The sequence below is a fragment of the Oleiharenicola lentus genome, assembly GCF_004118375.1.
Classification (GTDB): domain Bacteria; phylum Verrucomicrobiota; class Verrucomicrobiia; order Opitutales; family Opitutaceae; genus Lacunisphaera; species Lacunisphaera lenta.
Map to the genome: position 1 here is coordinate 927876 of NZ_SDHX01000002.1, position 24561 is coordinate 952436.

Below are 24561 nucleotides of genomic sequence, written 5' to 3' on the forward strand. Positions count from 1 at the left end.
AGATAGTCCGCGCCGCTAGTTTGGCCAACGAAACCCCATTCATACATGAGAACCACGCTGCTTTCCCTGCTTTTGTCCCTCTCCATCCTGACCGGCCTGCGCGCCCAGGAACTGTCTGCCGAGGACCGCGCCGCCGGCCTCGCCCACCTCGAGAAAACGCGCGCCGCCGTGCTCGCCGCCGCCGAGGGCCTGTCGGAAACCCAGCTCAACTTCAAATCCGCCCCCGAGAAATGGTCCGTGGCGCAGGTGCTTGAGCACATCGCGTCAGCCGAGGACATGCTTCTGGGCCTGGTCACCGGCCAGGTGCTGAAGGCGCCGCCGCCCGCCGAGGGCACGGACTTCAAGGCGACCGACGCCCTGATCCTGAAAGCAATTCCCGACCGCAGCCAGAAGCGCACCGCCCCCGAGCCACTGATCCCGACCAACCGCTACGGTTCTTCCGCCGAAGCGTTGAAACACTTCGGAGAAAGCCGCGCCAAGACCCTCGCCCTGATGAAGGATACGCCCGATCTCCGTGCCCACGCCGCCGACAGCCCGCTCGGCAAACTCGATGCCTACCAGTGGCTCCTCTTCATCTCCGCCCACACCGAGCGCCACACGAAGCAGCTGCTCGAGGTGAAGGCGGATGTAAATTTCCCGAAATCCTGAGCGCAGCAGTCCCATGAAAACCCAGGTCAGGTTTCGATCGAAGAAATTTCCGCCCTACGAAAGCGAGGAGGAGCAGCTGAACCCGGGCATCTGGGGCAAGCGTCTGGCCGAATACCTCGCCACGCGCCTGGCGGAAAAGGGCATCGAGACGGGCGAGATTAACGCCGAGGATTGGGGCTGGTTCCTGCCCATCAAGACGACAGGCCCGGCCATCGCGCTCTGCTGTGGGCACCAGGACGGGGAAGACGACGAGTTTCTGTGTTTCTCGGAGCCAAGCACCCCCGTCGTCAGGAAGCTTTTCAACAAAGTGGACCTCACGCCCCAGCTCTCCCGCTTGCTCGGTGCCATCGAGCAGATCCTCGCCTCAGATCCGGATGTTCGCGAGGTCGTCTGGGAGGAACCGCGCTGAAAACAGCCCGTACTCAGGCCCGGCCGGCCAACCGCAGCGCACCGTAGCCGGGGCGCTCCGGGCGGGTGAGCATGGCATTGGCTGCGTCGTCGTTCACGAAACGCTCAGCCTTTACATCCCACGTGAGCGGGCGGGCGGTCTTCATGGCAATCCAGCTGAGAATGCAGGCCGTGTTTGAATAGTGCGCCATGCTGGCGGGCGAGAGCGGCGTGGCGCGGCTCTTCACGCACTCGAGCCAGTTCTTGTGGTGCGAGGTGCTGGCCGGGAACGTCACCTTGACGCCGTTCGGGTCGAGCAGCTTCTCGTCGCTGGCGGCGAGCCAGTGGAGCTGGCCGGGCGTGTTGCTCTTCGGGTCGCTCGCGGTGGCGCCCTCATTGCGGGCCACGAAGATCCAGCCCTCGTCGCCGATGAACTTGATGCCGTTCTGCAGCTCGTCGGATACGCGCATCTGCACGCCGCCGGGATAGGTCAGGTGGACGTTGTATTTGCCATGCACATTCCAGATCGAGTTCGTCGGGAACTCGCCCTGGCCCTCGATCTTCGAAGGGCCGCCGTGCTCCTGGTCCATGCCCCAGTGGGCAATGTCGAAATGATGCGCGCCCCACCCGGTGATCATGCCGAGGCAGTAAGACTCGTTGCGCAGCCAGCCCGGGCGGGACCCAATGTCGAGCTGGCCCTGCGCATTGAGCTGCTGGGAGTGAACCCGCTGCTCGGTGTAATAGACCTCAGGCGTGCAGCCGAGCCAGGCATCGTAGTTCAATGTGGCCGGGACGGGCTGCTGCGGGTCGTCGGGCTTGGTCGGGTCGATGGGCAGGCCGATCTCGACGCGCTGGAGCCGGCCGACCCGGCCGCTGCGCACGAACTCGCAGGCCTTGCGGAACTGCTCGTGCGGTCCCCAGGAACGCTGCTGGCTGCCGATCTGCATGATGCGGCCGCTCTTCACGACGGCGTCGCGCAGGACCACGCTCTCGGCGTGGGTCATTGTGAAGGGTTTCTGCAGGTAAACATCCTTGCCCGCGAGCACAGCACGCAGACCGATCTCGGCATGCTGGTGGTCGGGCAGGCTGAGCACAACAGCGTCGATGTCCTTGCGCGCCAGCAGTTCCTTGTAGTCCGCGTAGGTGGCGACCTCAGGCGCCGTGAGCTTGGCCTCGCGGTAGAAGTTTTCCACCCACGCCTTGCCCGCGGCGATGCGCCGGGTGTCCACGTCGCACACGGCCACGACATCGGCGAGACCGGAGCGCAGCACGCCCGGCAGGTCGTGGCCGATCGCGATGCGACCGCAGCCGATCTGTCCCACGCGGATGCGGTTGCTGGGCGCGGCGGCACCGAACAGGCGCGACGGCACGATCAGCGGGGCGGAGATCAGGGCGGCGGCACCGGCGGCGGTGCGGATGAAGTGACGACGGGAGACGGGGGCGGTCATGGGGAATGGGGTTCGTTCCTTATCCTGAAGGGTCGGCGCTTGCGCCGACCTCGTTCGCAAGGTCGCCGCAAGCGGCGACCCTACATCAGATTTGTTGGGCAAAGCTTCGCCGCGGTCCCGCCGGAGTCCACCCCAATGCTGGTGGACAGTTCACCTGAGGTTGTCGGTGTTGCTCACAAAAGCCACGCGGGTGCTGTCGGGTGACCAAGAGGGCACGTTGATCGTGCCCTGCCCGCCGAAGACGTAGGCGATGACGCGTGGTTTGCCGCCCTCGATGGGCATGAGGCGCAGATAGCAGTGCTTGTAGTAGGGATGATCCTCGGGGCGCACGTCCTGGCCGTAGGAAATCATGACGATCCATTTTCCATCGGGCGAAATGTGGGGGAACCAGTTGTTGAACTCGTCGTTCGTCACCTGCTCCTGCTGCGCGCCGTTGGGGCGCATGCGCCAGATCTGCATCAGCCCGCTGCGCGTCGAGTTGTAGTAGATCCAACGGCCGTCGGGCGTATATTCCGGGCCGTCGCTCAACGAGCCCTCGCTCGTCAGCCGGACCTCCTCCCCACCCTCGGCGGAGATGCGATAGATGTCGTATTTGTCGGACTTCTGGTCGGGGTTGTGCTTGCGGCCGCCGGTATAGACCAGCCATTTGCCGTCGGGCGACCAGCCGTGAAAATAGGAGGGCGAATTCGGCGTGACGCGCACCGGCTCGCCGCCGGTCGAAGGCAGCTTGTAGATGACCGAACGGCCGCCGTCGGCGGGCGTGTGGATGCTCACGCCGAGCATCTTGCCATCGAAAGTGAGGACGTGGTCGTTGTTGTTCCGGCCGATGGTGCCGGTGTAGAGGTCGCCGACCTGCTTGGTGACGAGGTCGAAGGTCTTGAGCTGACCGCGGTCGGGACCCGGGCCGCTGACGTTGACGATGAGCGTGCGACCGTCGGGTTTCCAGTTGGGCGCCTCGAACTGCACCGGCGAGCTGTGGACGATCTCCAGCTTGCCCGTGTGGACGTTGAGGATCTCAAGGTGCGCGCCGATGTAGTCGCGGTAAGGCACGTAGCCGGGCTTGGGCGGCTGGATGATGCGCACATCCTTGAAGACGACCTCCTCCTTCACCTTGGCGTTGTGCGAGCAGAGGAACAGGCCGACCAACGGCTCCTCGCCGAGATCGAAGTCGGCGAGTGTCTGCGTGACGAACGGCTCGCCGTAGCGGGCCGACGAAAAGATCCAGGTATTGCCGCGGCGCTCGAGCTGCACGACGTCGCCGCCGGTCAGCGGCAGCACGACCTGCTCGGTGATGGCACCTTTCTCGCGGCGGAACTGGAGCGAGGTGAGGCCGTCGCCGGCATGGACGCAGGCGTCCACGTAGGCGGAGTCGTGGTCGAGCGACTTGCGCGCGATCCACCCGGCCTTGCGGTGCGGGTCCACCCCCTGGCCGATCCATTCGACGCGGGCGCGGACGATGAAGTCGCCCTTGAGCCTGTTCCAGGCGAACTGGAACTGGTCGGTCGTGCCCCACATGTTGATGCCGCCGGCACTCATGCGGTAATGCTGGAGCGAGGGATCGTAGGTGGTCGAGCCGGCGATCTCGGGCGCGCCGACATCAGCCGCGTCGACAAACTGCCCGACCGGGGCGGCGGGCAGGTGAAGGGTGCAAGCGAGGAGACCGGCCAGCAGGCCGGCAAGACGGGGTGGTTTCATGGCGGGGGTAACGGGGTGCGGGCAACGACCCGAGAGCTAAGCCACCCCGCCGCGTTTCGCGAATTCTAAGGCGCGGCTTTCCGGTCAATCAGTGGACTGGAGGATTCTGGTAGGGCCAGTCTCTGACCGGCCGGCTCGGCGCCGAAGCGGCCGGCCGGAGACCGGCCCTACGCTCAGAAACCCATGCTCGCGCCGCCGTCCACCGGCAGCACGGCGCCGGTGACGAATTTCGCGGCGGGCGAAGCCAGGTAAACCGCCGCCCAGCCGACATCGGAGACATCGCCGAGTTTCGCCATGGGCGTGCGGCTGATGATCTTGTTCTTGCGCGCCGGATCGCCGGCGAAGGCCTTGCGCGACATGTCGGTGTCGATCCAGCCCGGGGCGATGGCGTTCACCCGGATACCGTGGGAAGACAGCTCGGTGGAAAGCGTGCGCACCATGCCGAGCATGGCGGACTTGGCCGAGGCGTAGGCCACGACGAGCGGGATGCCAAAGAGCGAGGCCATCGAGGCCGTGAAGATGATCGAGCCGTGCTTGCGCTCGATCATGCCGGGGGCGACGAGCCGCGTGAGCTCGTGCGCGCCAATGATGTGCGTGTTAATCACGTCGAGGAACTCCTGCGGCGTGGTGTCCACGGCCGCCTTCTTGAGGTGCCGGCCGGCGTTGTTGACGAGGCACGTGATCGAACCGTGCTCCTGGGTGATGCGCTGCACGAGCGCCCCGGTTCCGGCCGTTTCCGTGATATCATGCACGGCGTAGGCGGCACCCTCGCCCATCGTCTTGACGGCAGCGGCCAGCTCGGCCTCGCGCCGACCGACGAGCACGACGCGGGCGCCGGCCGCGTGCATGGCCTGCGCGATGGCCTGGCCGATGCCGGTGCCGCCACCGGTCACGACCGCAAGTTCACCCTTGAGGGAAAAGATTCCGGGAAATTCGGAGGAATTCATGGGAATGACCGTTTAACCACCGATGGCCCCGAAAGGCACGGACAAGGGAATTCAACTGATTACTGCCATCCGGGAGCCGTTGGCGGGTTTACTGGGGCCGATTGAAGGCCTCCACCACGCCACGGATGGCCCGAGTGTGATCAGGCGTGCTGCCGCAGCAGGAGCCGATGATGGAGATGCCGGTGGCGAGCACCTCGGGCACGTCCTTGGCCATGTCGGCGGGGAGCTGCTTGTAAACCGCCTTGAGGTTCTCGAGCACGGGCAGGCCGGCGTTGGGCTGCACCATCACAGGCAGCGAACAGTTTTCCCGGTAGAGCTTCCCGACCATGGCCGCGCCTTTCATGTCCATACCGGTGCCGCAGTTCAGCGCCGCGATGTGGGCGCCGCGTTCCTGGATGAATTCCGCGGCCTGCTCGGGTGAGACGCCCATCATGGTCTTGTAGAACGTGCCATCCATCGAGAGATCGTAGGCCAGCGAGGCGATGATGCAGGAGCTGCCGGCGGCCTTCGCCGCGTCGATGGCCAGCCCGAGTTCCTCGAGGCCGGTCTGGGTCTCGATGATGATCGCGTCGGCCCCGGCCTTCACGAGCGCGGTTGCCTGCTCCTCCAGCGCGGAGCGCGCCTCGGCCTCGGTGAGTTCGCCGTAGGGTTCGAGCAGCGCGCCGAGCGGACCGATGTCCCCGAGCACATAGCCGGGGCGTCCGCCGAAGGCCTCGCGCGTGATGCGCACGGCGGCGGCGTTGATGGCCGCGAGTTCCGCCTCGTGGCCGTGGCGCCGCAGCATGATGCGGCTGCCGCCGAAGGAATTGGAGATGATGCAGTCCGCCCCGGCGTCGGCGTAGCGGCGCTGGATGGCGAGCACGCGGTCGGGATGCGTGAGGTTCCACGCCTCGCCGCAGGCCCCCGATTCGAGGCCGGCGAGGAAGAGCTGCGTGCCCATGGCCCCGTCACACACAAGGCGGCGGGTCGCGAGGGCTTCAAGGAGCGGGGGTTGGTTCATGGAGGAAGAAGACGAGTAACTTTACCACTAATGGCCACTAAGAGGACACTAATTCATACCTCGTGATCGAGAATCCGTCATTAGTGTTCATGAGTGTAGATTAGTGGTTACAGGGATTGATTGATTCAGAGTGGCGCGAAGTTGCCGAAGGCGTAAACGTGGAACCGGGCCAGGCGCGGGTGGCCTTGGAACGCCTTCACGATGTAACCGGGATCGAAGCCGAAGACAAACCTCGCGATGTTCTTGGGATTGGAGAGCATGCCGCGCACGGAGTTCTCGATGCCGCAGACCGCCGCGAAGCGCGCGAGCTGCTTGAGCGAGCAGCGATTGGGCACGCCGAGGTGAACCGGCAGCGGCGACGCATCGAGGAAGCGGGCGATGGCCGCCTCGTCGAGCGACCACTGCGTCACGACGAAACTCGCGTAGGCGGTCTTGCGGCGAAGGATATCAATGCCCTGCTCGAAAGTCAGCGGGCTGTTGCCTTCCGGGAAGCCCCCCACCCCGATCTCGAAGCCGGCGAAGGCACCTGTCGCGACAAGTTCATCCACCGTGGCAAAGGCGCCCTCCTGATGCGTGTTGCCGCGGATGAGAAAAACCTTGCGCGTCAGCGGCCGAACCGCGGCGGCGATCGCGTGGGCGTCGGCCGCGTCCTTCACCTTGAACGCCGCGATGTGTGGCACGGGCTTCAGGCCCTTGGCGTGCAGTTCGGCGCACTTGGCCAGCACAGCCTCCTTGCCCTCGGTCGGCAGCCAGGTGACGAAGATCTCTTCGTAAGCAACGTCGGCCGGGACGTCGTTGCGGGTGGTGATTTCAAGACTCATGCCCATGGGGAAAGGAAGGAACGGTATTTAACCACGGAGGGACCCGGATGCACGCCGAAGGGAATCAAAAGCTGCGCAACCTGGCATCCTGAGCGCAGCGAAGGATCCAGTGACAACCGCAGGCCATGACCGCCCGCCTCTGGATCCTTCGCTGCGCTCAGGATGACAGGCCGGGTGGAATGACCCTGATTCGTGTCTGTTCGTGTTCATCCGCAGCTCAAAGTCCGGCTCCGTCGAATTGCTCGCCTGTGCTGAACACCCGGCCGTCGAAGACCACGGTGCGGGCACGGCGCATATTCCGCACGGTTTCGAGCGGCGAATGCCGCGTCAGGATGAATCGGCTGCGCCAGCCGGGCGCGATGCGGCCGAACTTTTGGCCGAACGCCAGCCGGTCAGCCGCGGCACCGGTGGCGGCGTGGATGACGGCTGCCGCGGGCAGGCCGGCGCGCTCCATCAGTTCGAGTTCGTAGAGCAGGCCCAGGCCGTGCGCCACGCCGCAGGAGCCGGCGTCGCTGCCGGCCAGGATGATCACACCGCGGGCGTGCGCCTTCACGAGGCTGGCGGCGTGGGCGTCGAGAATGCGCTGGAGGTTGCCCGTGACACTGGCGTCCCAGTTGTAGCGGGCGGCTTCGTCCACCTGCACCTGCACGGGCGCGAAGGTCGGCACCCACGCGATACGGCGGTCGCGCATGCGCTCCAGCTGGTCGTCGCGCATGAAGAAGCCGTGTTCGACCGAGTCCACCCCTCCCTCGACGACGCGCTCGATGCCCGCGTCGCCCGAGGCATGCGCCAGCGTCTGGCGGCCGGCTCCGTTGGCCGCGGCGGCGAACTCGCGCAGCTCCGCGGTCGTCATCTGCGGCTCGGCGGTCACGGCGCCCTTCTGAAAATTGATGATCCCGGTCGGGATCAGTTTGATCCGGTCGGCGCCGCCGGCGATTCGCGCCGCCACACAATCAGCCGGCGAGGCAAACTCCTCCAACGCCCCGCCCATGAAACTGCCGTAACGGCCGCGCCGGTGGATGGCGGCGCCCGGGCTGTCGAGGTAAGGCATCAAAGTGGGGCCAGTCTCCGACTGGCCAAGCGTCCGGTCGGAGACCGGACCTGCGCGACTTTTGCACAGCCGGCTGAGCGCGAGGCCCACACCGTCCTTGTCGCCCGCATCGCGCACACCCGCAACGCCGAGGCGCACAAGTTTTTCCAAGCGCGGCATGGCAGAGGCCAAGAGTTCGGCCGGAGACTGCTTCAGATAAGCCGCGCGTTTGTCGAGGTCGAGTTCGCCGCCCTCGAGGAAGAGATGCGTATGCGCGTCGATCAGGCCAGGAAGCAGCGTCGCATCGGGCGCGACGACGTCGGGAGCCGTCTGCCCCTCACGCAGAAGTTCGGCCGGTGGCGTTTGGCCATTCCCCCCCACAAAGCGGATGCCGGCCGCATCATAGACAATATGCGCGTCCCTCGCCGGCGCAGCGTTCGAGCCGTCGAGCAAGGTGCCGACGTGCAGCCAAACCGGGTGACCGGGAGTGCCCTGGGGAATCACGCTCATGACACAGCCCGCCTTTTTGTCATCCTGAGTCCTTCTAAGGATCCAAGGGAAAGGACGCACCTCCGCCAACCGCTGGGATGCATCGCAGGGCTCAGGATGACGGGAGCGAGGACTTTTCCGGATTCGGTCATTGGACTTCTTTGGCGTTTCCGCGGACGTTAGTCGGCGGGCGCGGCCTCCGCACAGATCGCCATGATGGCCTCGGCCTGGCGGTAGCCGGCAGTTTCTTGGGATTCGCTCTCGAGCGGACGACCGGCGGCGAGGGCCTCGCGGAGCTTGGCGACCATCGAATGATCGGCGGGCAACGGAGCGGGAGACTTCTCAGGATTGGCGAGGGCGAAATCGAGGCCGACCTCCATGCCGAGCGTGAGGTAGGCGCACTCCAGCAGCTCGCGTACACCCTTCGGCGTGCCCCAGGCGAAGTTCGATAGGCCGACAATCAGGTGAACACCCTTGAGGTGCGGGTCGGTGCTGATCATCCGCATGGCATCGAGGCCGATGTTGACGAGCCCGTAGGTGTCGGCGCCGACTGGCGCGAGGCCGGGATCAATGATGATCTGGTCGTTCGTGCGATCGGCCTCGGTGACGAGCCGGTCCACGAAATGCTTGGCGGCGGCGTAGGCGTCCTGCGGATTCAGGCACTGGGCGCTCCCGCCGGGCACGAAGTGTTCCGAGGCCATGACGACGACCTTGGTGTCGTAGTCCTTCACGAGCCGGATCAACTCGTCGAGGTGCGTGCGCGACGCGGCGACCGAGTTGAGAATGGGCTGACCGCTCTTGGCGCGGTCGTAGTGCCGCAACGCGACCTTGTGGTATTCGACGGATGGGTTGTCGAAGCTGATGGGCCGGTCGGTCGCGGCCTGGATGGAGCGGATGACACCCGGCAGCAGCTCAAGCATTTCCTCCATGCGCACCGAGATGCGGGCGGTGCCGTCGAGGTTGAGCGTGAGGTATTGCACGCCCAGGTCCGCCTGAAGCTTCGCGAGGTGCGCGTAGGCGGCGGGGTTGCGCTCGGTGAAGGCCGTGCGTGCGCGGGCGTAGGAGTTGTTGATCAGCTCGCCGATGATGTTGAGGGGACGGGGGGGCATGGGGTTGTTTCGTGTCATCCTGAGCGAAGCGAAGGATCCAGCGGAACGACCGCCTGCGCGCATGCCTCTGGATTCTTCACTGCGTTCAGAATAACAGGTAACGGGGATTGAGTTTGGGTGGAGGGCTCAGCTCCAGCTGAGCCGCGGCCCATCGGGAGATGGGCCCTCCATTTCTTAGGCGGTGCTATCGAGCTCCTTCACGATCGCCTTGGCGACGTCCTCGGGGGTGCCGGGGCGCGACTGCTCCTCGCCCCAATGGAGTTCGGCCGTGTAGGCGTCGCCGGAGGTGAGTCCGAGTTTCTGCGCGGTGGCGTCGATGCGTTCGGCGAACTTCGCGGGCAGATCCATCTTCACCTCGCCGAAGTCATCCCAGACCTTCACGGAGGAAGGCAGGTCCTTCCAATAGAGGATCTGGTATTTGACGACGTTGTTGGCCGGGCGCGCGGCGGCGATGGCGCTCGCGGTGGGTTTCACGCCCGCGCGCAAAGCGGCCTTGGGCGCGGGGCCCTTGCCCACGAGATAGAGGAACAGGTCCACCGCGGACGAGGCGTCGGCGCCGTAACCGTCGGCGCCGATCTCGTCGGCGAACATCTGGCTGATCGGCGCACCGCCGATGGCCATCTTGATGTGGTCGTAGGGCGGCTTGTCGCAACCGTCGATGACGGTCTTCATGTAGGTCATCGTGGTGGTGAGCAGCGCGCTCATGCCGATGATGTCCGGCTTGAACTCGTCGGCCGCGGCCTGGAATTTTTCCACGCTCTGGTCCACGCCGATGTCCTTCACGACGAAACCGGCGCCCTCGGCCATCATGCAGACGAGGTTCTTGCCAATGTCGTGGAGGTCGCCGCGCACCGTGCCCATGAGCAGGCGGCCGGTGGACGAGGTGTCGGGGCCGTGCGCGGAGAGCAGCGGCTTGAGCACCGCCATGCCGGCCTTCATCGCACGGGCCGAGATGAGCACCTCGGGCACGTAGAGAATGTTGTGCTTAAAATCCTCGCCGACGACCGACATGCCGGCAATGAGGCCCTGTTCGAGGACCTCCTTGAAGTGGCGGCCTTCGGCCAGGGCGTCCTTGGTCATCTGTTCGACTTCCTTGGCTTTGCCCTCGTAGATGCACTGGTTCATTAACGCGTAGTCTGGCATGGGTGAATGGGGTTTGGGGTCTGGGGTTTAGGGTCTGGGGGTCTGGTTGTAGGGTCGGCGCTTGCGCCGACCTTGTGCACGAGGTCGGACCAAGGTCCGACCCTACAGGGAGGAAGTGTTACGCGCTGCCGAAGTGGGCTTTGTTGAATTCGTCGAGTGCGGCCTTCATCGCCACGATGTTCTCGCGGGGCATGCCGGGGCTGGTGCCGCCACCGACGGAGAGCACCATGTTCCGGCCGTCCTTCGCGCCTTTTTCGAGCACGTCGAGCGTGGCGGCGCGAACCTCGGCGACGGTGCCGCGCACGCCGACTTCGAGGGGATTGACGTTGCCCATGAGACACATCCGGTCGCCGATGCGCGCCTTCACGTCGGCGATGTCGGTCTGTTTGCCCCAGTTGAGCATGTTGAAACCGGCGTCGGGCAGGTGTTCGAGGCAGGCCTCGATGGAGGCGTCGTTGTGGTAGAGTTTCACCCAGTCTTTCGGGAAGGCGTCGCAGATGCGCTTCAGGTAGGGATGACAGAATTCCTGATAGTGCTCCTCGTTCACGAAGCCCACGATGTCATCGAGAAGGAATATGCCCTCGACGGTCGGGCCCATCGCTTTGCACTGGGCCTTGAGCCAGTCGATGATGATGCGGGTCGAGAGGTCGAGGAGCTTGTGGGCCCATTCGGGTTTCTCGACGAGATCGATCATGAAGTCGCTGGTGTTGCGGGCGAAGCCGGCGGTGCACATCGGGCCGCGCGCGGTGGCCATCGTCCAGATCTCACCGGTGTCGAGCACCTGCTGACGCTGCATGCGCAGGCGGTGGAGCGTCATCGCCATGAAGGCGTCGGCCTCGACCTCATACTCGGGCAGCTTGTCCACGTCCTCGATGTTGAAGAGCATGTGGTATTCGCTCGGCGTGTTGTCCTGCCAAAACTTGATCTTGGAACCGAGCACGGACGGCTCGGCAGCCATACCGTATTCGAGCCACCAGCCGGGCACAAAGATGATGTCGGGGAATTCCTTATGGATCTTCAGGTGCGACTGGAACCACAGCTGCGGATCAAGGAAGAAGTCCATGTGCTTCACGCCGACGTAGCCCGGGATCCAGGGGCTGTCGATGATCATGGCCATCGGAATTTTGGAGAGCTTCTCGCCGTGGGCGGCGCGTTTGAAAGTGTCCCATTGGGCGGGCGTCATGAGGAAGATGAAGTTGAGAGTTTAGGTTTAAGTTGGGGTCCGGGTCTTGATACTTGAATCCTGGTCCTGGTTACTTCGCGCCGTCACGGCGCGATCAGGATTTCCTTCTCGGTGACCTGGAGCTGCACGCCGGCGGCCTTGGCGGCTTCGTCAAGGCAGGCCTTGAGCATCACGACCGGATCGGGGCTGACGTCGATGCGGCGCATGAGACCGAAGCCCTTCTTGGTGCCGACGGTGAGGTTGACCTTGAGGCCGCGGCGCTTGGCGGCGACGCGCGTGCCGTCGGGCAGCGCGGCGTTCATGGGCTTGAGGAAGGCGTCCACGTAATGGACGCCGATGCCGGACTTGTCGGTGAAGCCGGGCGGCAGCTTCTCGGTGGCGGCGGGGGCGATGTCGCAGAGTTTCAGCATAAATGCAGGGTCTGGGGTTTGGGATCTGGGGTCTGGGAATTGGATTGGCTCAAGGCGTAGTGGATGGCCTCGAGCGCGAGGCCCCACTTGTGCGCGCGGCTGGCCGGCGCGCAGTGGCAGCCCGCCGGGGCGGACTCGCGCGACCACGCGAACACCTCGTCGAGCGGGCGCCCGACCAACGGGCGGTCGGCGGCGATCTCGTGCAGGTGGTCCTCGGCGTCGGCGAGGTAGGAACAGGTGAGCTTGTGCCCCTCATCGTCGGGTGCCGGCCGGCAGGAGCTCGCGAGGATGACATTTCCGTTTGCCGCTCCGCTGAGCCGCACGCGGTAGTCGAAGGCCAGCGGCTGGTGCGAACAGGTGGTGCCGTCGAAACGGAACACCGCCTCGATGCTGCCGTCGGCCTGCGGCGCGAGGCTGACCCGCTCCGCCGCCCACTTGCGCAGGGCGCGGGCGTTGACGGTGTAGCGGAGTGCGGGAGTAGGGCCAGTCTCCGACTGGCCGGTCGGCCGGTCGGTGACCGGCCCTGCGTCATGACGATACGGCGCACGCCGGTATCGGCACGGTGAAAACGAGCAACCCTCGCAGGGTGTACCGAGCGCGACCGGTCGTGCGACGGTCACCGGGGCGAGGCCGAAAACGGCGAGCAGCGACTTCTTCGGCTTCAGCATGCCACTGGTGAGCACGTCGAGCGGCCCGGGCAGCGGCCGGCTGGCGCGCGCGTTGATCAGTTCGAAAAGCTTGTTCTGCTCCGCCACGTCCCAACCGGCGTAACCCGGGCTGTAGTGCGGCACGGCCATCAGGTCGTCGCGACTGACGGCGTCGCAGAGGCGTCCGCTCGTGCGCGCGACGAGGTCCTCGACGACGGCGGAGCCGTAGATTTCGAGGAAGAAATACTCGTCGGGCTTGCCCTCGTTCCAAAGTTCGCGCGCATGTTCCTCGCACTCGCGGCCCGCGCTGACCGCCACGAGCACGGCCCCAGTGGCGCCGTGGTGCTGCAGGTGTTCACGCAGGCGCGGGGAGCCGAATTCCACGTTATCGAGCCGCAGCGTGCTCGCATCGGTCGCGAGACCCGCGCGACGGTGATAAACCCAAGGCCGCCCGTGCTGTGCATACCAGTCGCGCGCCCATGCCATCAGTTCCTTCACCCGGCCGCCGGGCTCGTGGCCGCGCGGATAACCCAGCAGGCGAAGGTATTCGGCCTCCTGCACGTGATGTTCGGGCTGTGCATCGTAAATTTCCATGGCTCAGGTTTCCGAAACCTCCGCACCACCGACCGGGGCGAACTGGCAGCCCTCGACGAAATAATCGAAAAAGCCCGGATGCGTCTCCAGCCGGCAATGCTGCACCCGCTTCACGAGCGCCTCCAGCTCCGCGCGCTTCGTGCGCGAAAGCAGCGCGATGCACGCGCCTTCGACGGAAGCGTTGCCGACCTGCACAATTTTCTCCGCGGGCAGGTTCGGAATGAGACCGATGCGCTTGGAGGATTCGAGTCCGAGGTGACGGCCGAAACCGCCAGCGAGGTAGAAGACGTCGAGTTGCGAGTAATCGAGGCCATATTCGGCAAAGGCAATCTGCAGGCCGGCGACGTTGGCGCCCTTGGCCTGGGCGAGCGCGTTGATGTCAGCCTCGCTGAAAGTCACGGGGCGGTCGCCGGCGGACGTCACGACAAACTCGTGCGAACCGTCCTCGAAGCGGCCGAGCGCGTTCATGCGGCCCGTGCGCAGCAACTCGGCCAGCAAGTCCACCAGGCCGGACCCGCAGATGCCCTCGGGCGGCACGTCGCCGATGACGCGCGTCTCGACGCGGCCGTCGTCTTGGATGGCCACTTTCTCGATGGCCCCAGGCAAGCCCGGCATGCCGAAGGTGATTTGACCGCCCTCGAAGGCGGGACCGGCGGGGCAGGAGGCGGCGAGGACCTTGTGCTTGTTGCCGACGATGAGCTCGGTGTTGGTGCCGATGTCCATCACGGCCACGAGGTGCTCCTCGTGCGCGAGGTCCACGGCGAGCATGCAAGCCGCAGCGTCAGCGCCCACATGGCCGCTGATGATGGGCAGGCCGTAGATGCGCGCCTTCGGATGAATCGGCAGGCCGAGCCGGCGCGCGGTGTTACTGAGGCTGGTCGTCGTGCGCTTGCCCTCGGCAATCTCCAGTTCGGTAAGGGACTGGTAGGGACTCTGTCCGATGGAATAGACCGAGAGCCGGAAAAACATGTCCCGCATCGTCGAGTTGCCGGCGATGATGACCTCGTAGATCGAGCGCGGATCGACCGGAAACTCCGTGATCGCGCGGCTCAGGTAGCCGGTGAGCGTGCGTTGGAGCGTCTTGGTGCGGTCCTCCGTGTCGTATTGGATGCGCGCCATCACGTCGGAACCGCCGAAGCGCTGCGGATTTTCAAACGACGAATCGGCGACGACCTCACCGGTCTCGAGATTGAGCAACCGAATGACGACGGTCGTGGTGCCAAGATCGATGGCGAGGCCGTGCAGCGGCCCGGTGCCGCGGTCGATCTCGACGCCGTCGAGGAGGATGCGGTCGCCGTCACGCGTGACGGCGGGATCGAGCTGCCAGGTGCGTGGACCGGTGGGCAGCTCAAAGGCGTGCTTCTCGATCTTCATCGTGCCGCGACGCATGGTGTGGCAGCGCACGGTCCCCTGCTCCGCCGTGACGCGGGTGCAGCAGGAGAGACGGAAATTACCCTTCAAGTGCTTTTCCTCGGGACCGGGCTTCGACAGGCAGTCCATGCCCTCAGCCACCTCGATGACGCACTCCTTGCACTTGCCCTGCTTGTTGCACGAGGTCGGCACGGGAATGCCGAGCTTCTCACCGTAAGTGAACAGCGAGGTGCCCGGCTCGGCCGGGGTGACGAGCGAGTTGAAGTGGAGCTCGACGCTCATGTCGTGATTCGGCCGACTTCCTTGCCATTTTCACCACCGTCATCCTGAGCGGAGCGAAGGATCCAAGCGGTCCTTGTGCCATGCGTCTCGCCCTTGGATTCTTCGCTCCGCTCAGAATGACGGAAGCGGGGTCTGAATGAATTCTCGCTCACCGCTTCCCCTCCAAACTCATGATCCCGGCCTTCAAAAAACCCAGCGCGTAGGCCATACCGGCGTGCCAGGGGGCGGCGCAGCTCATCTGCGGCGCGTGGTCGGGGATGATCACGCCCTCGAAGCCATTCTTCTTCAGGATCGCGAGCACACGGAGCACATCCACTTCGCCGTCGTCAATGAAGGTCTCCTTGTAGTGCGGGACCTTGTCGCGAACGTTGCGCAGGTGGACGTAGCCAAGGCGGTTTTGCCGCGAGTAGTTGTCCACCACGTCGTAGATGTCGCCCTCCGTCATCTCGGCGAGCGAGCCGACGCAGAACTCAAACTGGTTCACCGGGCTCGGGTTGAGGTCCACGACCTTCTGGTAGAGCGACGGCTGGTAAACCAGTCGCGGCTGGCCGCGAATGAAAGGCATCGGCGGATCGTCGGGATGAAGCGCGAGGCGCACGCCGGCCTTTTCCGCCACGGGCACGATCTCGTCGAGGAAGCGCTTGTAGCGGTCCCACAGCTGCTCGTGTGTGGCCGCCGGGATGTTACCGGTCGGCCGCGAGGGCGCGGTGGGATCCACGACCATGTTCCAGACGAGGCCGTTGGGCATCGGCAGGTCGTAGGCGCCCTCCATGCCGACGGACGGGGCGTCGCCGCGCGCGTAGTTGCCCTTGGTGCGGCCGGCCACGCCCGCGATGGAGAAATTGTAACCCATGATCGGGATGCCCGCCTCGCCCAGTCGGCGGATGATCGTCTTCACGTTCTCGATGTGCTGCGCGCGCTTCGGGCCGTCCAACAAGATGTCGCCCCAGTGGGCCGGATCGAAGTTCTCGATCGCCTCCAGCTTGAGGCCAGCGGCCTCGACATTGCGGCGGATGGTCGTGAGTTCGTCGAGCGGCCAGAGTTTGTCAGGATCGCCCGCGAGCCCCCAACCCCAGTCGGTGCCCAGCGGCTGGTCGTCCGTGGCGGAGTGACCGGCGCCCCCGCAGAAATAGTCCACGAGATGCGCGACGATGTGCGTGGCACCGGCCTGCTTCGCAAAGGCGAAGTTCTCCGGCGTAAGCATGTGGCGGTAAAGACCGAGACCGAGCTTCATGGGGTAAGCCGTAACGCTACCCACCCCCGCCGTCCAGACCACCCGAAGGCAGGTCAACGGTTGAGCGATGTGGCCTGCTTCTGCAACGAGTCCCCTTCGATCCACTCGCTTTCCACCATCTCCGTGCGGGGGGTGGCAGGGATGCCGAGGTCGTGGTTGACGATGCGGGCGGCGAGGAGTTCGACGGCCCAGGCGCCCATGAGGCGCTGGTTCTGCTGGAGGCCGCTGAAGCCCGAACCCTTCACCTCGTGGCTGAGCACGACGACGCCGAGGCGCTTGGGCACGCCGACCTGGAGGCGCTTCAGCACGGCGCGCAACCGGGCGATCATCTCGGGCAGGTGCACGAAAATCAGCACGTCGGGCTTTTGCCGCACGAGCCATTCGGTGAAGGGTGGCTCCTCCAGCCCCTGCAAGCGCAGGATCGGCAGCGCGGCGCCGGGACCCAGCACATGCTCGCACCAGCCGAGGTAGGCTGCGCTGTGGGCGTAGGCGCTGCGCGTGTCCTCGTACGCGCCGAGCACGAGACCCGGACGCTTGTAACCGAGCGCATGCACGCGCTCCAAGGCGTGCAGCGTGTCGTTGTAAAAATGGCTGGTCACGCGGTGCAGGGGCGTGCGGATGCTCAGTCCGACGGTGACGATAGCGTGTTTCCCCAACTCGTCAGGAAACTCCTCGCCGAAGTCCGGGCTGCCGAAACAGAGCAGCCCGTCGATGCCGCGGGCGACGAGTATTTCGTCGAACCGGCGGTGCGTCATGCCCGGGGCGCGCAGCCAGAGCGGCTCGACACGGTAGCCGAGTTCGCCGGCGCGGGCCTGCATGCCCTCGTAGATCTTGCCGAGGTGCCGCGAACGCTCCCACGGCCGCAGGGTGTCGTAGAACGAGATCACGCCGAAGCAGGCCTGCGGACGCACGTCGCGCGGTTTCCGCAGGTGGCGCATGAGATCCGCGATCCGCGCATCGGGCGCATAACCGGTCTCACGTGCGAACTTCAGCACCAGCGCCTTGGTCTTGGCCGAAATGCGCGGGCTGTCGCGCAACGCGAGCGACACGGCCGAGGGGGACACGCCGGCGAGCTTGGCGATGTAGCGGACGTTCATGCAGTCAACGGTCTAGCAGGCGGGACGACGACGGCGAGCGGGAATAGGGCGAAGCCCTAGGCCACGAAGAACACGAGAAGCACAAAAGGCGCAAAACTTGACCTGCCCAAGCCCACCTTCCCGTCTCTCTGAGGCTCATGCCAAGGCGAAGTCTGTTGGGTGGGATCACCAAAGAACCTCCATACCGTCATCCTGAGCCGTGCGAAGGATCCAGCAGCATTACCGCCTACGGACATCATCTTGGATCCTTCACTTCGTTCAGGATGACAAACAAGGGATTTCTTGGGCAGCGCAGCGAAGAATCCAAAAGTCTGCGTCGGCGGATGCAAAGTTCGCATCTCGTTCTGGATGCTTCGCTGCGCTCAGCCTGAAACGGGATGGAAATCCCGTGCAATTCGTGAGTCTGTCTCATCCGCGCGGGCTCTCCGGCGGGCCGAGGTAGCTGGGGCGCACACCCGGCGCGGGGCGCGGGCCGCGCGCGGGCGGGGCGGCGGGCGGAGGCGCGGTGTCGATGACGATGCGCTCGAGCACGACGCCGGGGTCCACGAGCCAGAACTTGAGCGTGTGCTGGCCGGGGGCGGCGAGCTTGTGCAAGGTTGCGACGCGGCGAACGCTGTCGGCGACGGCGGCATACCAGTTGGCCTGTGGCGTCCAGGTGCCGACCTTCACGACCTGCGGCGGCTCGTCGTCAATCGAGACGGCGTAGCGCAGGCCCTCGCCGGACTGGAAGTCGAGCGACGGCGCGAGATGCACCTCCACCTTCACGTCACCGGACGAGAACGCGTGCAGGTCGTATTCGAGCCGCGGTGTGGCGCCGCCGGGCGTCACCGCCGGCAGGGTCACGGGGAAAGCCGTGACGCCGCCATGCGTACGTCCGAAACCAGGCAGCTTCTGCCAGGTCGCCCCGCCGGCCTCGACGGCCCGGTCGAAGCTGAGCGCGTTGATCGCGATGTGACGGTCGGACTCCACAAATCCCTTCACAGTTTCGGCCGGTTTGTGCACGGGCAGCTGCACGGCGAAACGCCCGGCACCGCCGCCGTTGAAGGTCACGGTAGCGGCGGTCTTGCCTGCGGGCACGGCGTCCCAGTCCACGCCGAGCTTAATCCGCACGGAGCGGTCCTCGACGCGACCGGCAACGGCGGACACTTTCACCCACGGCTGATCGGCGGAGACCTTGAAGTCATAGCCCTCGGCCCCGCGGTTGAACAGCTCGACCCAGCGCGTGGTTTTCCCATGCAGCACATTCAGCTCGGGCAGCACCGGGCGAGGCGCGCCATAGACCGGCCAGCCGACCTCGGAGCCCTCGATGGCGGCGCCGAGCGAGGCGCCGGCACGCGGCAGCACCTCGTGCACCGCCGGCATGGCGTCCATCTCGGGCGATTGCCAGTAGGTGTAGCCGAACTTGATCTGGCTCATCATGTGGTTCCACTTGCCGCCGCCGAGCCGGTGATACTGCTCGGCGAGCTTTCGGTCGGCGGCGAAGAGTTCGCGGGCGCGGGCGGAGAACAGGTTGGCGTCGGTGCGGCCCTGCCGCGCGTAGAGCCGGTTGAGGCCAACGGAAACGTAGAGTTCGTGCACGCCGGCGCTGGCTTTCACCGGATAGAGCACGAGCTGGTAGAACGCGTCGCGGTATTCGGGTGCGAGGGCGGCGTTGAGTTTCTCCGCGCGGGCAACGAGGTCCGCCCACTCGGCGAGCAGGCGCTCGGCCTCGCGGTAGTTGGTCAGGCTGTAGGTGTCGGGCTCGAGCAGCTCGGGCGTGCGGCGGCGGTTGAGCTTGGAGTAGCCGTTGATGAGCGCGGCGACTTCGGCGGCGTGCTCCGCGCCGAACTCACGTGCGGCCCACTGCTGCGAGTAATCCTCCAGTTTCTCGTAGGGCCAGCGGGCGGGGTTCCACGCGTAGCGGATGAAGAACTCAAGCGGGAACTCCATCGGCTTGAGGTCGCCAACGTTGACGATCCAGATGCGGTTGGCCTCGAGCTGCCAGGCGAGGTGCATCTGCTCCCAGACCTTCGTGATTGGGGTGACATTGATCCACTTGTAGTTTCGCGGACCGCCCACGTAGTCGAAGTGATAGTAAACGCCCGCGCCGCCCGGGCGCTTGCGCTCTTCGGGTGTGGGCAGGCGGCGGATGTTGCCCCAGTTGTCGTCGCACCAGAGCAGGATCACGTCGTCGGGCACGCGCATACCGGCCTCGTAGTAGTCCTGCACCTCCTTGTAGAGCGCCCAGAGCTGGGGCTGCTGCTCGACCGGCTTGCCGGTGACGTCGCTGATGATCTTCCGCTGGTCGGCCACGATCCGCTCGAGCAGCTTGGTGTTGGTGTCGGCCGTCATGGCCTCGTCGCCGTCGCCGCGCATGCCGAGCGACATGATGTTCTCGAAGTTCTTGGTGCGCTCGACACTGGAGCGCCAGAAGTCGCGGAGCACGGCGTCGTTCTTGGAATAATCCCACGCGCCCTTGCCGTACTTGCCCCACTCGGCGTGGGCGCGCATGAGCGGCTCGTGGTGCGAGGTGCCCATGACGATGCCGTATTCGTCGGCGAGGCGCGGGTTCTCGGGGTCGTCGTCGTTGAAGGCCCGGGGCAGCCACATGGCGGGCCAGAGGTAGTTGGCGCGCAGGCGGAGCATCAGCTCGAAGAGGTCGGCGTGAAACTCGCGGCCGAAGCGGCCGTATTTTTCGTAAACCCAGCCGGTGAGGGCGGGCGCCTCGTCGTTGAGGAAGAGGCCGCGGTATTGCACGGCCGGGCTGCCGACGACGGTGCGGCCGGGGGCGAGGAACAGTCCGGCGCTCTTCTTCACCGGAACATCGGCCCAGAAATACCACGGCGACACACCGATGTGTTCGGAGATTTCGTAGATGCCGTAGATGGTGCCGCGCTTGTCGCTGCCGGCGATGACGAGGGCGCGGTCCACGCCGGGCAGCGGCTGGTCGACCGTCTCGATGACGAAGGCCTCCCACTTCCCGCGGATGGCGGCGACGTCGAGTTTGCCGGCGGCCACGAGGCCGTCGATGAGCGCGCTTTTGCCGATGGTCCCGATCAGGACGGCCACGGGGGCTTGCACGGTCATGCTCGTTGAAAATTCCGGTTTCCGCCCCGTCACGCGCTCGATGTCCTTTTGGAGGTCGCGGGCCGCGCGCAGCACGCCCGGCCAGTCGTTGTCCGCGGCAAACAGCGGAGCGGGCTGCGCGCCTGTCACGAGGGGGAGGGCTCCGGCCGTGCCGGCCGGCACAACCAGGGAGGTTTCGCTGAGCGCGGCCCAGGCCGGGGTCAGACAAAGCAACAGGCCGGACAAACAGGACAGGAGCAGCAGGCGATGGCTCATGGGGAAGACACTTAAAAAGATGAAGACCTGCCGCCCCCTAAGGCGGCAGGTCATAAAGAGAGTCCCCTAACCCATAGGAGCCAATCTTCGAGTCCAGAGTCGCCGCGTGACGACCTTCCGCAACCGACCGCCCGGTCTAACAATAGCCACATCATTCCCGAATTGTGGCGGTTGATTAACGCGAAGCGGCCGCCGCCCGGATGGCCCGCAAGTTCGCCTAATGCCAACCTCGCCGGCCGTTGATTCCTTGGCCCTTGGCCATCCGCAATTTGCCTTTGCCGGCCACCTGATGCATAGCCACACCCGTCTTCGCGATGCCCCTGCCGACCCCACCGACCGAACGCCTGATCATCGCCACCGCCGCGCTGGCCTGCCTGCTGGTTGGCGGCTGTTCGCGCCAGGAGCCCGTCGCGGCCCCGGTCGCAGCAAAGCCGGCGCAACCCGGCCTGGTGGACGACTCCCGGCTGCTTGTACCGCAAACGGTCGGCGCGCCGATCGGCCGGCCGCCGTGGATCGCCCACGTGAATGCCCTCGACCTCGACCGCGACGGCCGCACGGACCTCGTGTTCTGCGAAGCCCAGGACAGCGAGGTGCGCTGGCTGCGCCAGACCGCGCCCGGTGTGTTCGAGGAGCAACTGCTCGCCGCCAGCCTGAAGGCGCCCGTGCATGCCGAGGCCGCCGACATGGACGGCGACGGCGATCTGGACCTGCTCGTGGCGAGCATGGGCGCGGTGTTCCCCAACAACGACCGCATCGGCACGATCTTCATCCTCGAGAACGACGGCCGGCAGAACTTCACCGCCCGCGCCGTGCTGGAGAACACCACCCGCCCCGTGGATGTGCGCGCCGCCGATCTTGATGGCGACGGCGACCTCGATCTGGCCGTCGCGCACTTCGGTTACGATCAGGGCGAGGTGGCGTGGCTGGAACGCACCGGTCCCTGGGAATTCCGCCGCCATGTGCTGTCGGAGTTGTCCGGCTCGATCAACGTCTGCATCGCCGACTTCAACGGCGACGCCCGCCCCGACATCGTCGCGCTCATCTCGCAACAGTGGGAGGAGGTGCACCTGTTCGAGAACCAGGGCGCCGGAAAATTCGGCTCCCGCCGGCTGTGGGGCTCGACCAACGAGGACTACGGCAGCAGCGGCCTGACCATCGCCGACCTCAACCGCGACGGACGCACCGACATCATCTTCACCAACGGCGACGGCTTCGGCCCCGCCGCGACGCCCGGTCCGCGGCCCTGGCACAGCGTGCAGTGGCTGGAGAACAGCGGCGACGGCAACTACCGTCACCACCGCATCGCCCACCTGCCCGGCGCCTACTCGCCGATCGTCGCGGACCTCGACGGCGACGGTCACCCCGACATCATCGCCTCCACCGCCTACGCCGACTGGAACAATCGCAACCGGAACGTCATTTCGCTGATGTGGTTTCGCAATGACGGCCGCGCGCGCTTCGAGCCGCGCCTGCTCGCCCGCACGCCGAAGGACCAGATCACGCTCGCCGCGGGCGACTTCGACGGCACGGGCCGCGTGTCGCTGGCCACCGGCGGCTTCTACATCTACCCGCCCTACGACGCCATGAGCCGCCTCACGCTCTGGCGCCGCCCCACCCGCCCATGAAACCCGGCCTCAAGATTGGTTCCGGGCTGTTGCTCGGCGCCGTGCTCGCCGGCGGCGGCTTCTGGTGGTGGCAGGCCGGCGGCACGCAGCAGGCGGTTACCGGCACCCTGCCGGCGCGGCCCGACCTGGCCAACGCCCCGGCCGCAATCCGCGACCGCCTCGCCGCCGCCGAGGCACAAGCGCGCAGCCGCTTCCAGTCCGTCGACGGCCTGCGCGCTCTCACCCGCCTTTACCACGCCAACGGGTTCCCCGAGGAGGCGTTGCACGGCTACCGTGCCCTCCAACAGCTGGAGCCCGGCGAGGCGCGCTGGTTCCACCTGGCGGCGCTGCTCACAGCCGGCTACGGCGAGCTCGAGCCCGCGCTCGAACTCTGGACACGCGCCACCGCCCTCGACCCCACCTACACGCCGGCCTGGCTGCGTCTGGGTGAAACCTATCTCAAGGCTAACCGGCCCGCCGAGGCCGAGGCCGCGTTCAAGGCCGTGCTCCAGCGCACCCCCGACGACGCCTATGCGCTGTTCGGCCTCGCCCGGCTCGACTTCGAGGCGCAGCGCTGGGACGACGCGCGGCAAAAGCTCGAGACCGTCGTCAACCGCACCAATTACACCGTCGGCTACGACCTCATCGTCTCGCTCTACGAACGCCTCGGCCAGCGCGACCGCGCCACCGCCATTCGCGCCGCCGCCAAGGCCTCGGGCGCCTACCGCGATCCCGCCGACCCGTGGGCCGACGGACTGATCGAGAATTGCTTCGAGCCCTACCGCCTCGGCATTGCCGCGGGCAACCTCGCGCGCAACGGCGATCCGGCCGGGGCGGTGCGCCTGCTGCAGCGCGCGGTTGAGGTCGCGCCCGACGACGTGTCCGCCCTCTACCAGCTCGGCACCCTGCTCATCCAGCAGGGCGACCACGCCGGCGCGATCCAGCAGCTGCGGCGCTGCACCGAACTTTCCCCCGATTTCGCCGACGGTTGGGCCAACCTCAGCGCCCTGCAGGAGATGCTGGGCGAGAAATCCGCCGCCGAGCGCACCCTCGCCGAGGGTTTGAAAAACTGTCCGCAGTCTCCCGGCCTGCACCTGCAGTTTGCCCGCAACCTCCAGAAAGCCGGCCGCGTTGCCGAGGCGATCGCCGAGTTCCAGACCTCGATCCGCCTGCGCCCGAACGAGCCCGACGCCTACCTTGAGCTGGGCAACCTGCTCATCCGGCAGGGCCGCAGCGGCGAGGGCGTGGCCGAGATGCAGCGCGCCCTCGCCGCCGAGCCCGAACATCCGATGGCGCTGAGCGTGCTCGCCTTCAATGCCATCCAGACGGGCAACGAAGCCGAAGCCCGGCGCTGGATGACCGCCGTGCGCGAACAGCCGCGGGTGCCACGCGAGCAGCTGTCCCGCCTCGTCAGCGCCTACCGCGAGCAGTTCGGCCGCGCGCCGTGAACCGGGTCCCGGCGTAAAGCGGGCAGTGGGCTGCCCAGATAAGGACTCAGCGCCGCACGCGCAGGGCGACGAGGATCACCTGCATCGGCTTGGGCGTGGTCCAGTCGCCTTGCAGGTGCCAGCGCGTCACCTGGCTCCAATTCATCTGCGAGTCGGCGCCCTTCTCGACCGGGTTCAGGGTGAAATCTTCCCGTTTGGCCCGCAGCCACACCGGCTGGCCGGGCACAAGCTGCTCGACCAGCACGCGGGCGGTGAACTGGGTGCCGTCGGCGTCGTTGAAGGCGAGCGTCACCTGCGGCACCTCGTTGCCGGGCACGGTGCCGAGCGCGACCTCGACAAACCGGACATCGCCCAGGTTCACCGCCGGTGAAATCTCGCGGCCGAGGCCGCCGTTGCCCTGCGCGCCCTTGCTGCCGAGCACCGCCAGGCCGCTCTTGGTCGTGGTGACCTGATCCTTCCACGTGCCATACTGGAAGACGCCGGGCAGCTCGGCACGAAGATCTGCAATCATCATCGTGCCTTCAAGGCCGGGAGCGGGTTTGGGCGCGTCTTCCGCGCAGATCAGCCGCGAGCCGGTCAGGGCCAGCAGGAAGGACAGGGATTTTAGGGGAATTCTCATGGGGGGAAAGGGGCGAAAACCCACTCTCCCTTTT

20 protein-coding genes are annotated in these 24561 nt (G+C 66.1%); 4 read left to right on the forward strand and 16 right to left on the reverse strand.

The window, feature by feature from the left end; translation table 11 throughout:
• Positions 1-45 precede the first annotated feature (45 nt).
• Positions 46-648 (forward strand): DinB family protein, encoded by a 603-nt coding sequence (locus ESB00_RS17635; RefSeq protein ID WP_129049255.1) that lies wholly within the window; start codon positions 46-48, stop codon positions 646-648.
• 13 nt (positions 649-661) lie between these two features.
• On the forward strand, positions 662-1057 hold the full coding sequence (locus tag ESB00_RS17640) for a hypothetical protein (RefSeq protein WP_129049257.1): 396 nt from the start codon (positions 662-664) through the stop codon (positions 1055-1057).
• Between the two features lie 13 nt (positions 1058-1070).
• On the opposite strand, the gene ESB00_RS17645 is transcribed toward ESB00_RS17640, so the two are convergent.
• From ESB00_RS17645 to ESB00_RS17715, 15 genes are all read right to left on the reverse strand, one after another.
• Positions 1071-2483 carry a Gfo/Idh/MocA family protein gene (locus ESB00_RS17645; RefSeq protein ID WP_129049260.1) on the reverse strand — a complete coding sequence of 471 codons (1413 nt, stop codon included), beginning with the start codon at positions 2481-2483 and terminating at the stop codon, positions 1071-1073.
• 150 nt (positions 2484-2633) lie between these two features.
• A complete protein-coding gene (locus ESB00_RS17650; RefSeq protein WP_129049262.1) occupies positions 2634-4178 on the reverse strand; it encodes a TolB family protein in 1545 nt (514 codons plus the stop codon).
• A 173-nt stretch (positions 4179-4351) separates the two neighbouring features.
• Positions 4352-5125, reverse strand: a complete 774-nt coding sequence (locus ESB00_RS17655; protein WP_129049264.1) for an SDR family NAD(P)-dependent oxidoreductase — start codon at positions 5123-5125, stop codon at positions 4352-4354.
• Positions 5126-5213: 88 nt separating this feature from the next.
• Entirely contained in the window at positions 5214-6125 is a 912-nt protein-coding gene (locus ESB00_RS17660) for a homocysteine S-methyltransferase family protein (protein WP_129049266.1), read from the reverse strand.
• A 125-nt stretch (positions 6126-6250) separates the two neighbouring features.
• Positions 6251-6946, reverse strand: coding sequence for a methylenetetrahydrofolate reductase (locus ESB00_RS17665; RefSeq protein WP_129049268.1), 696 nt, complete (start codon positions 6944-6946; stop codon positions 6251-6253).
• 217 nt (positions 6947-7163) lie between these two features.
• The gene (locus ESB00_RS17670) at positions 7164-8486 is read right to left on the reverse strand and encodes an amidohydrolase family protein (protein ID WP_164976293.1); all 1323 of its coding nucleotides are present in this window, start codon (positions 8484-8486) and stop codon (positions 7164-7166) included.
• A 158-nt stretch (positions 8487-8644) separates the two neighbouring features.
• Positions 8645-9574 carry a dihydropteroate synthase gene (locus tag ESB00_RS17675; RefSeq protein ID WP_129049273.1) on the reverse strand — a complete coding sequence of 310 codons (930 nt, stop codon included), beginning with the start codon at positions 9572-9574 and terminating at the stop codon, positions 8645-8647.
• Between the two features lie 174 nt (positions 9575-9748).
• A complete protein-coding gene (locus ESB00_RS17680) occupies positions 9749-10699 on the reverse strand; it encodes a virulence factor (protein ID WP_218938778.1) in 951 nt (316 codons plus the stop codon).
• Positions 10700-10835: 136 nt separating this feature from the next.
• Positions 10836-11900, reverse strand: a complete 1065-nt coding sequence (locus ESB00_RS17685; protein WP_129049278.1) for a uroporphyrinogen decarboxylase family protein — start codon at positions 11898-11900, stop codon at positions 10836-10838.
• Positions 11901-11983: 83 nt separating this feature from the next.
• A complete protein-coding gene (locus tag ESB00_RS17690) occupies positions 11984-12310 on the reverse strand; it encodes a hypothetical protein (protein WP_129049281.1) in 327 nt (108 codons plus the stop codon).
• On the reverse strand, positions 12304-13551 hold the full coding sequence (locus tag ESB00_RS17695) for a hypothetical protein (protein WP_129049284.1): 1248 nt from the start codon (positions 13549-13551) through the stop codon (positions 12304-12306). Before ESB00_RS17695 ends, ESB00_RS17690 begins: the two co-directional genes overlap by 7 nt.
• A gap of 3 nt (positions 13552-13554) precedes the next feature.
• Positions 13555-15204, reverse strand: coding sequence for an ASKHA domain-containing protein (locus ESB00_RS17700; protein WP_129049286.1), 1650 nt, complete (start codon positions 15202-15204; stop codon positions 13555-13557).
• Positions 15205-15352: 148 nt separating this feature from the next.
• Positions 15353-16438, reverse strand: coding sequence for a mannonate dehydratase (locus ESB00_RS17705; protein ID WP_129049288.1), 1086 nt, complete (start codon positions 16436-16438; stop codon positions 15353-15355).
• 53 nt (positions 16439-16491) lie between these two features.
• Positions 16492-17535 (reverse strand): LacI family DNA-binding transcriptional regulator, encoded by a 1044-nt coding sequence (locus ESB00_RS17710; protein WP_129049291.1) that lies wholly within the window; start codon positions 17533-17535, stop codon positions 16492-16494.
• Positions 17536-17943: 408 nt separating this feature from the next.
• A complete protein-coding gene (locus ESB00_RS17715) occupies positions 17944-20856 on the reverse strand; it encodes a glycosyl hydrolase 115 family protein (protein WP_129049294.1) in 2913 nt (970 codons plus the stop codon).
• 314 nt (positions 20857-21170) lie between these two features.
• Here ESB00_RS17715 and ESB00_RS17720 point away from each other — a divergent pair, with 314 nt between their 5' ends.
• Both ESB00_RS17720 and ESB00_RS17725 read left to right on the forward strand, forming a co-directional pair.
• Positions 21171-22481 carry an FG-GAP repeat domain-containing protein gene (locus ESB00_RS17720; RefSeq protein WP_129049296.1) on the forward strand — a complete coding sequence of 437 codons (1311 nt, stop codon included), beginning with the start codon at positions 21171-21173 and terminating at the stop codon, positions 22479-22481.
• Entirely contained in the window at positions 22478-23908 is a 1431-nt protein-coding gene (locus ESB00_RS17725; RefSeq protein ID WP_129049299.1) for a tetratricopeptide repeat protein, read from the forward strand. Before ESB00_RS17720 ends, ESB00_RS17725 begins: the two co-directional genes overlap by 4 nt.
• 46 nt (positions 23909-23954) lie before the next feature.
• On the opposite strand, the gene ESB00_RS17730 is transcribed toward ESB00_RS17725, so the two are convergent.
• Positions 23955-24527, reverse strand: a complete 573-nt coding sequence (locus ESB00_RS17730) for a hypothetical protein (protein ID WP_129049302.1) — start codon at positions 24525-24527, stop codon at positions 23955-23957.
• Between the last annotated feature and the right edge of the window lie 34 nt (positions 24528-24561).

Excerpts from the sequence above, each read along its gene's own strand:
- ESB00_RS17705 (WP_129049288.1), bottom strand. The coding sequence starts at position 16,438 with ATGAAGCTCGGTCTCGGTCTTTACCGCCACATGCTTACGCCGGAGAAC.
- ESB00_RS17690 (WP_129049281.1), bottom strand. The coding sequence starts at position 12,310 with ATGCTGAAACTCTGCGACATCGCCCCCGCCGCCACCGAGAAGCTGCCG.
- ESB00_RS17635 (WP_129049255.1), top strand. The coding sequence starts at position 46 with ATGAGAACCACGCTGCTTTCCCTGCTTTTGTCCCTCTCCATCCTGACC.
- ESB00_RS17725 (WP_129049299.1), top strand. The coding sequence starts at position 22,478 with ATGAAACCCGGCCTCAAGATTGGTTCCGGGCTGTTGCTCGGCGCCGTG.
- ESB00_RS17665 (WP_129049268.1), bottom strand. The coding sequence starts at position 6,946 with ATGAGTCTTGAAATCACCACCCGCAACGACGTCCCGGCCGACGTTGCT.
- ESB00_RS17715 (WP_129049294.1), bottom strand. The coding sequence starts at position 20,856 with ATGAGCCATCGCCTGCTGCTCCTGTCCTGTTTGTCCGGCCTGTTGCTT.
- ESB00_RS17700 (WP_129049286.1), bottom strand. The coding sequence starts at position 15,204 with ATGAGCGTCGAGCTCCACTTCAACTCGCTCGTCACCCCGGCCGAGCCG.
- ESB00_RS17710 (WP_129049291.1), bottom strand. The coding sequence starts at position 17,535 with ATGAACGTCCGCTACATCGCCAAGCTCGCCGGCGTGTCCCCCTCGGCC.
- ESB00_RS17730 (WP_129049302.1), bottom strand. The coding sequence starts at position 24,527 with ATGAGAATTCCCCTAAAATCCCTGTCCTTCCTGCTGGCCCTGACCGGC.
- ESB00_RS17645 (WP_129049260.1), bottom strand. The coding sequence starts at position 2,483 with ATGACCGCCCCCGTCTCCCGTCGTCACTTCATCCGCACCGCCGCCGGT.
- ESB00_RS17640 (WP_129049257.1), top strand. The coding sequence starts at position 662 with ATGAAAACCCAGGTCAGGTTTCGATCGAAGAAATTTCCGCCCTACGAA.
- ESB00_RS17670 (WP_164976293.1), bottom strand. The coding sequence starts at position 8,486 with ATGAGCGTGATTCCCCAGGGCACTCCCGGTCACCCGGTTTGGCTGCAC.
- ESB00_RS17695 (WP_129049284.1), bottom strand. The coding sequence starts at position 13,551 with ATGGAAATTTACGATGCACAGCCCGAACATCACGTGCAGGAGGCCGAA.
- ESB00_RS17680 (WP_218938778.1), bottom strand. The coding sequence starts at position 10,699 with ATGAACCAGTGCATCTACGAGGGCAAAGCCAAGGAAGTCGAACAGATG.
- ESB00_RS17650 (WP_129049262.1), bottom strand. The coding sequence starts at position 4,178 with ATGAAACCACCCCGTCTTGCCGGCCTGCTGGCCGGTCTCCTCGCTTGC.
- ESB00_RS17720 (WP_129049296.1), top strand. The coding sequence starts at position 21,171 with ATGCCCCTGCCGACCCCACCGACCGAACGCCTGATCATCGCCACCGCC.
- ESB00_RS17660 (WP_129049266.1), bottom strand. The coding sequence starts at position 6,125 with ATGAACCAACCCCCGCTCCTTGAAGCCCTCGCGACCCGCCGCCTTGTG.
- ESB00_RS17655 (WP_129049264.1), bottom strand. The coding sequence starts at position 5,125 with ATGAATTCCTCCGAATTTCCCGGAATCTTTTCCCTCAAGGGTGAACTT.
- ESB00_RS17675 (WP_129049273.1), bottom strand. The coding sequence starts at position 9,574 with ATGCCCCCCCGTCCCCTCAACATCATCGGCGAGCTGATCAACAACTCC.
- ESB00_RS17685 (WP_129049278.1), bottom strand. The coding sequence starts at position 11,900 with ATGACGCCCGCCCAATGGGACACTTTCAAACGCGCCGCCCACGGCGAG.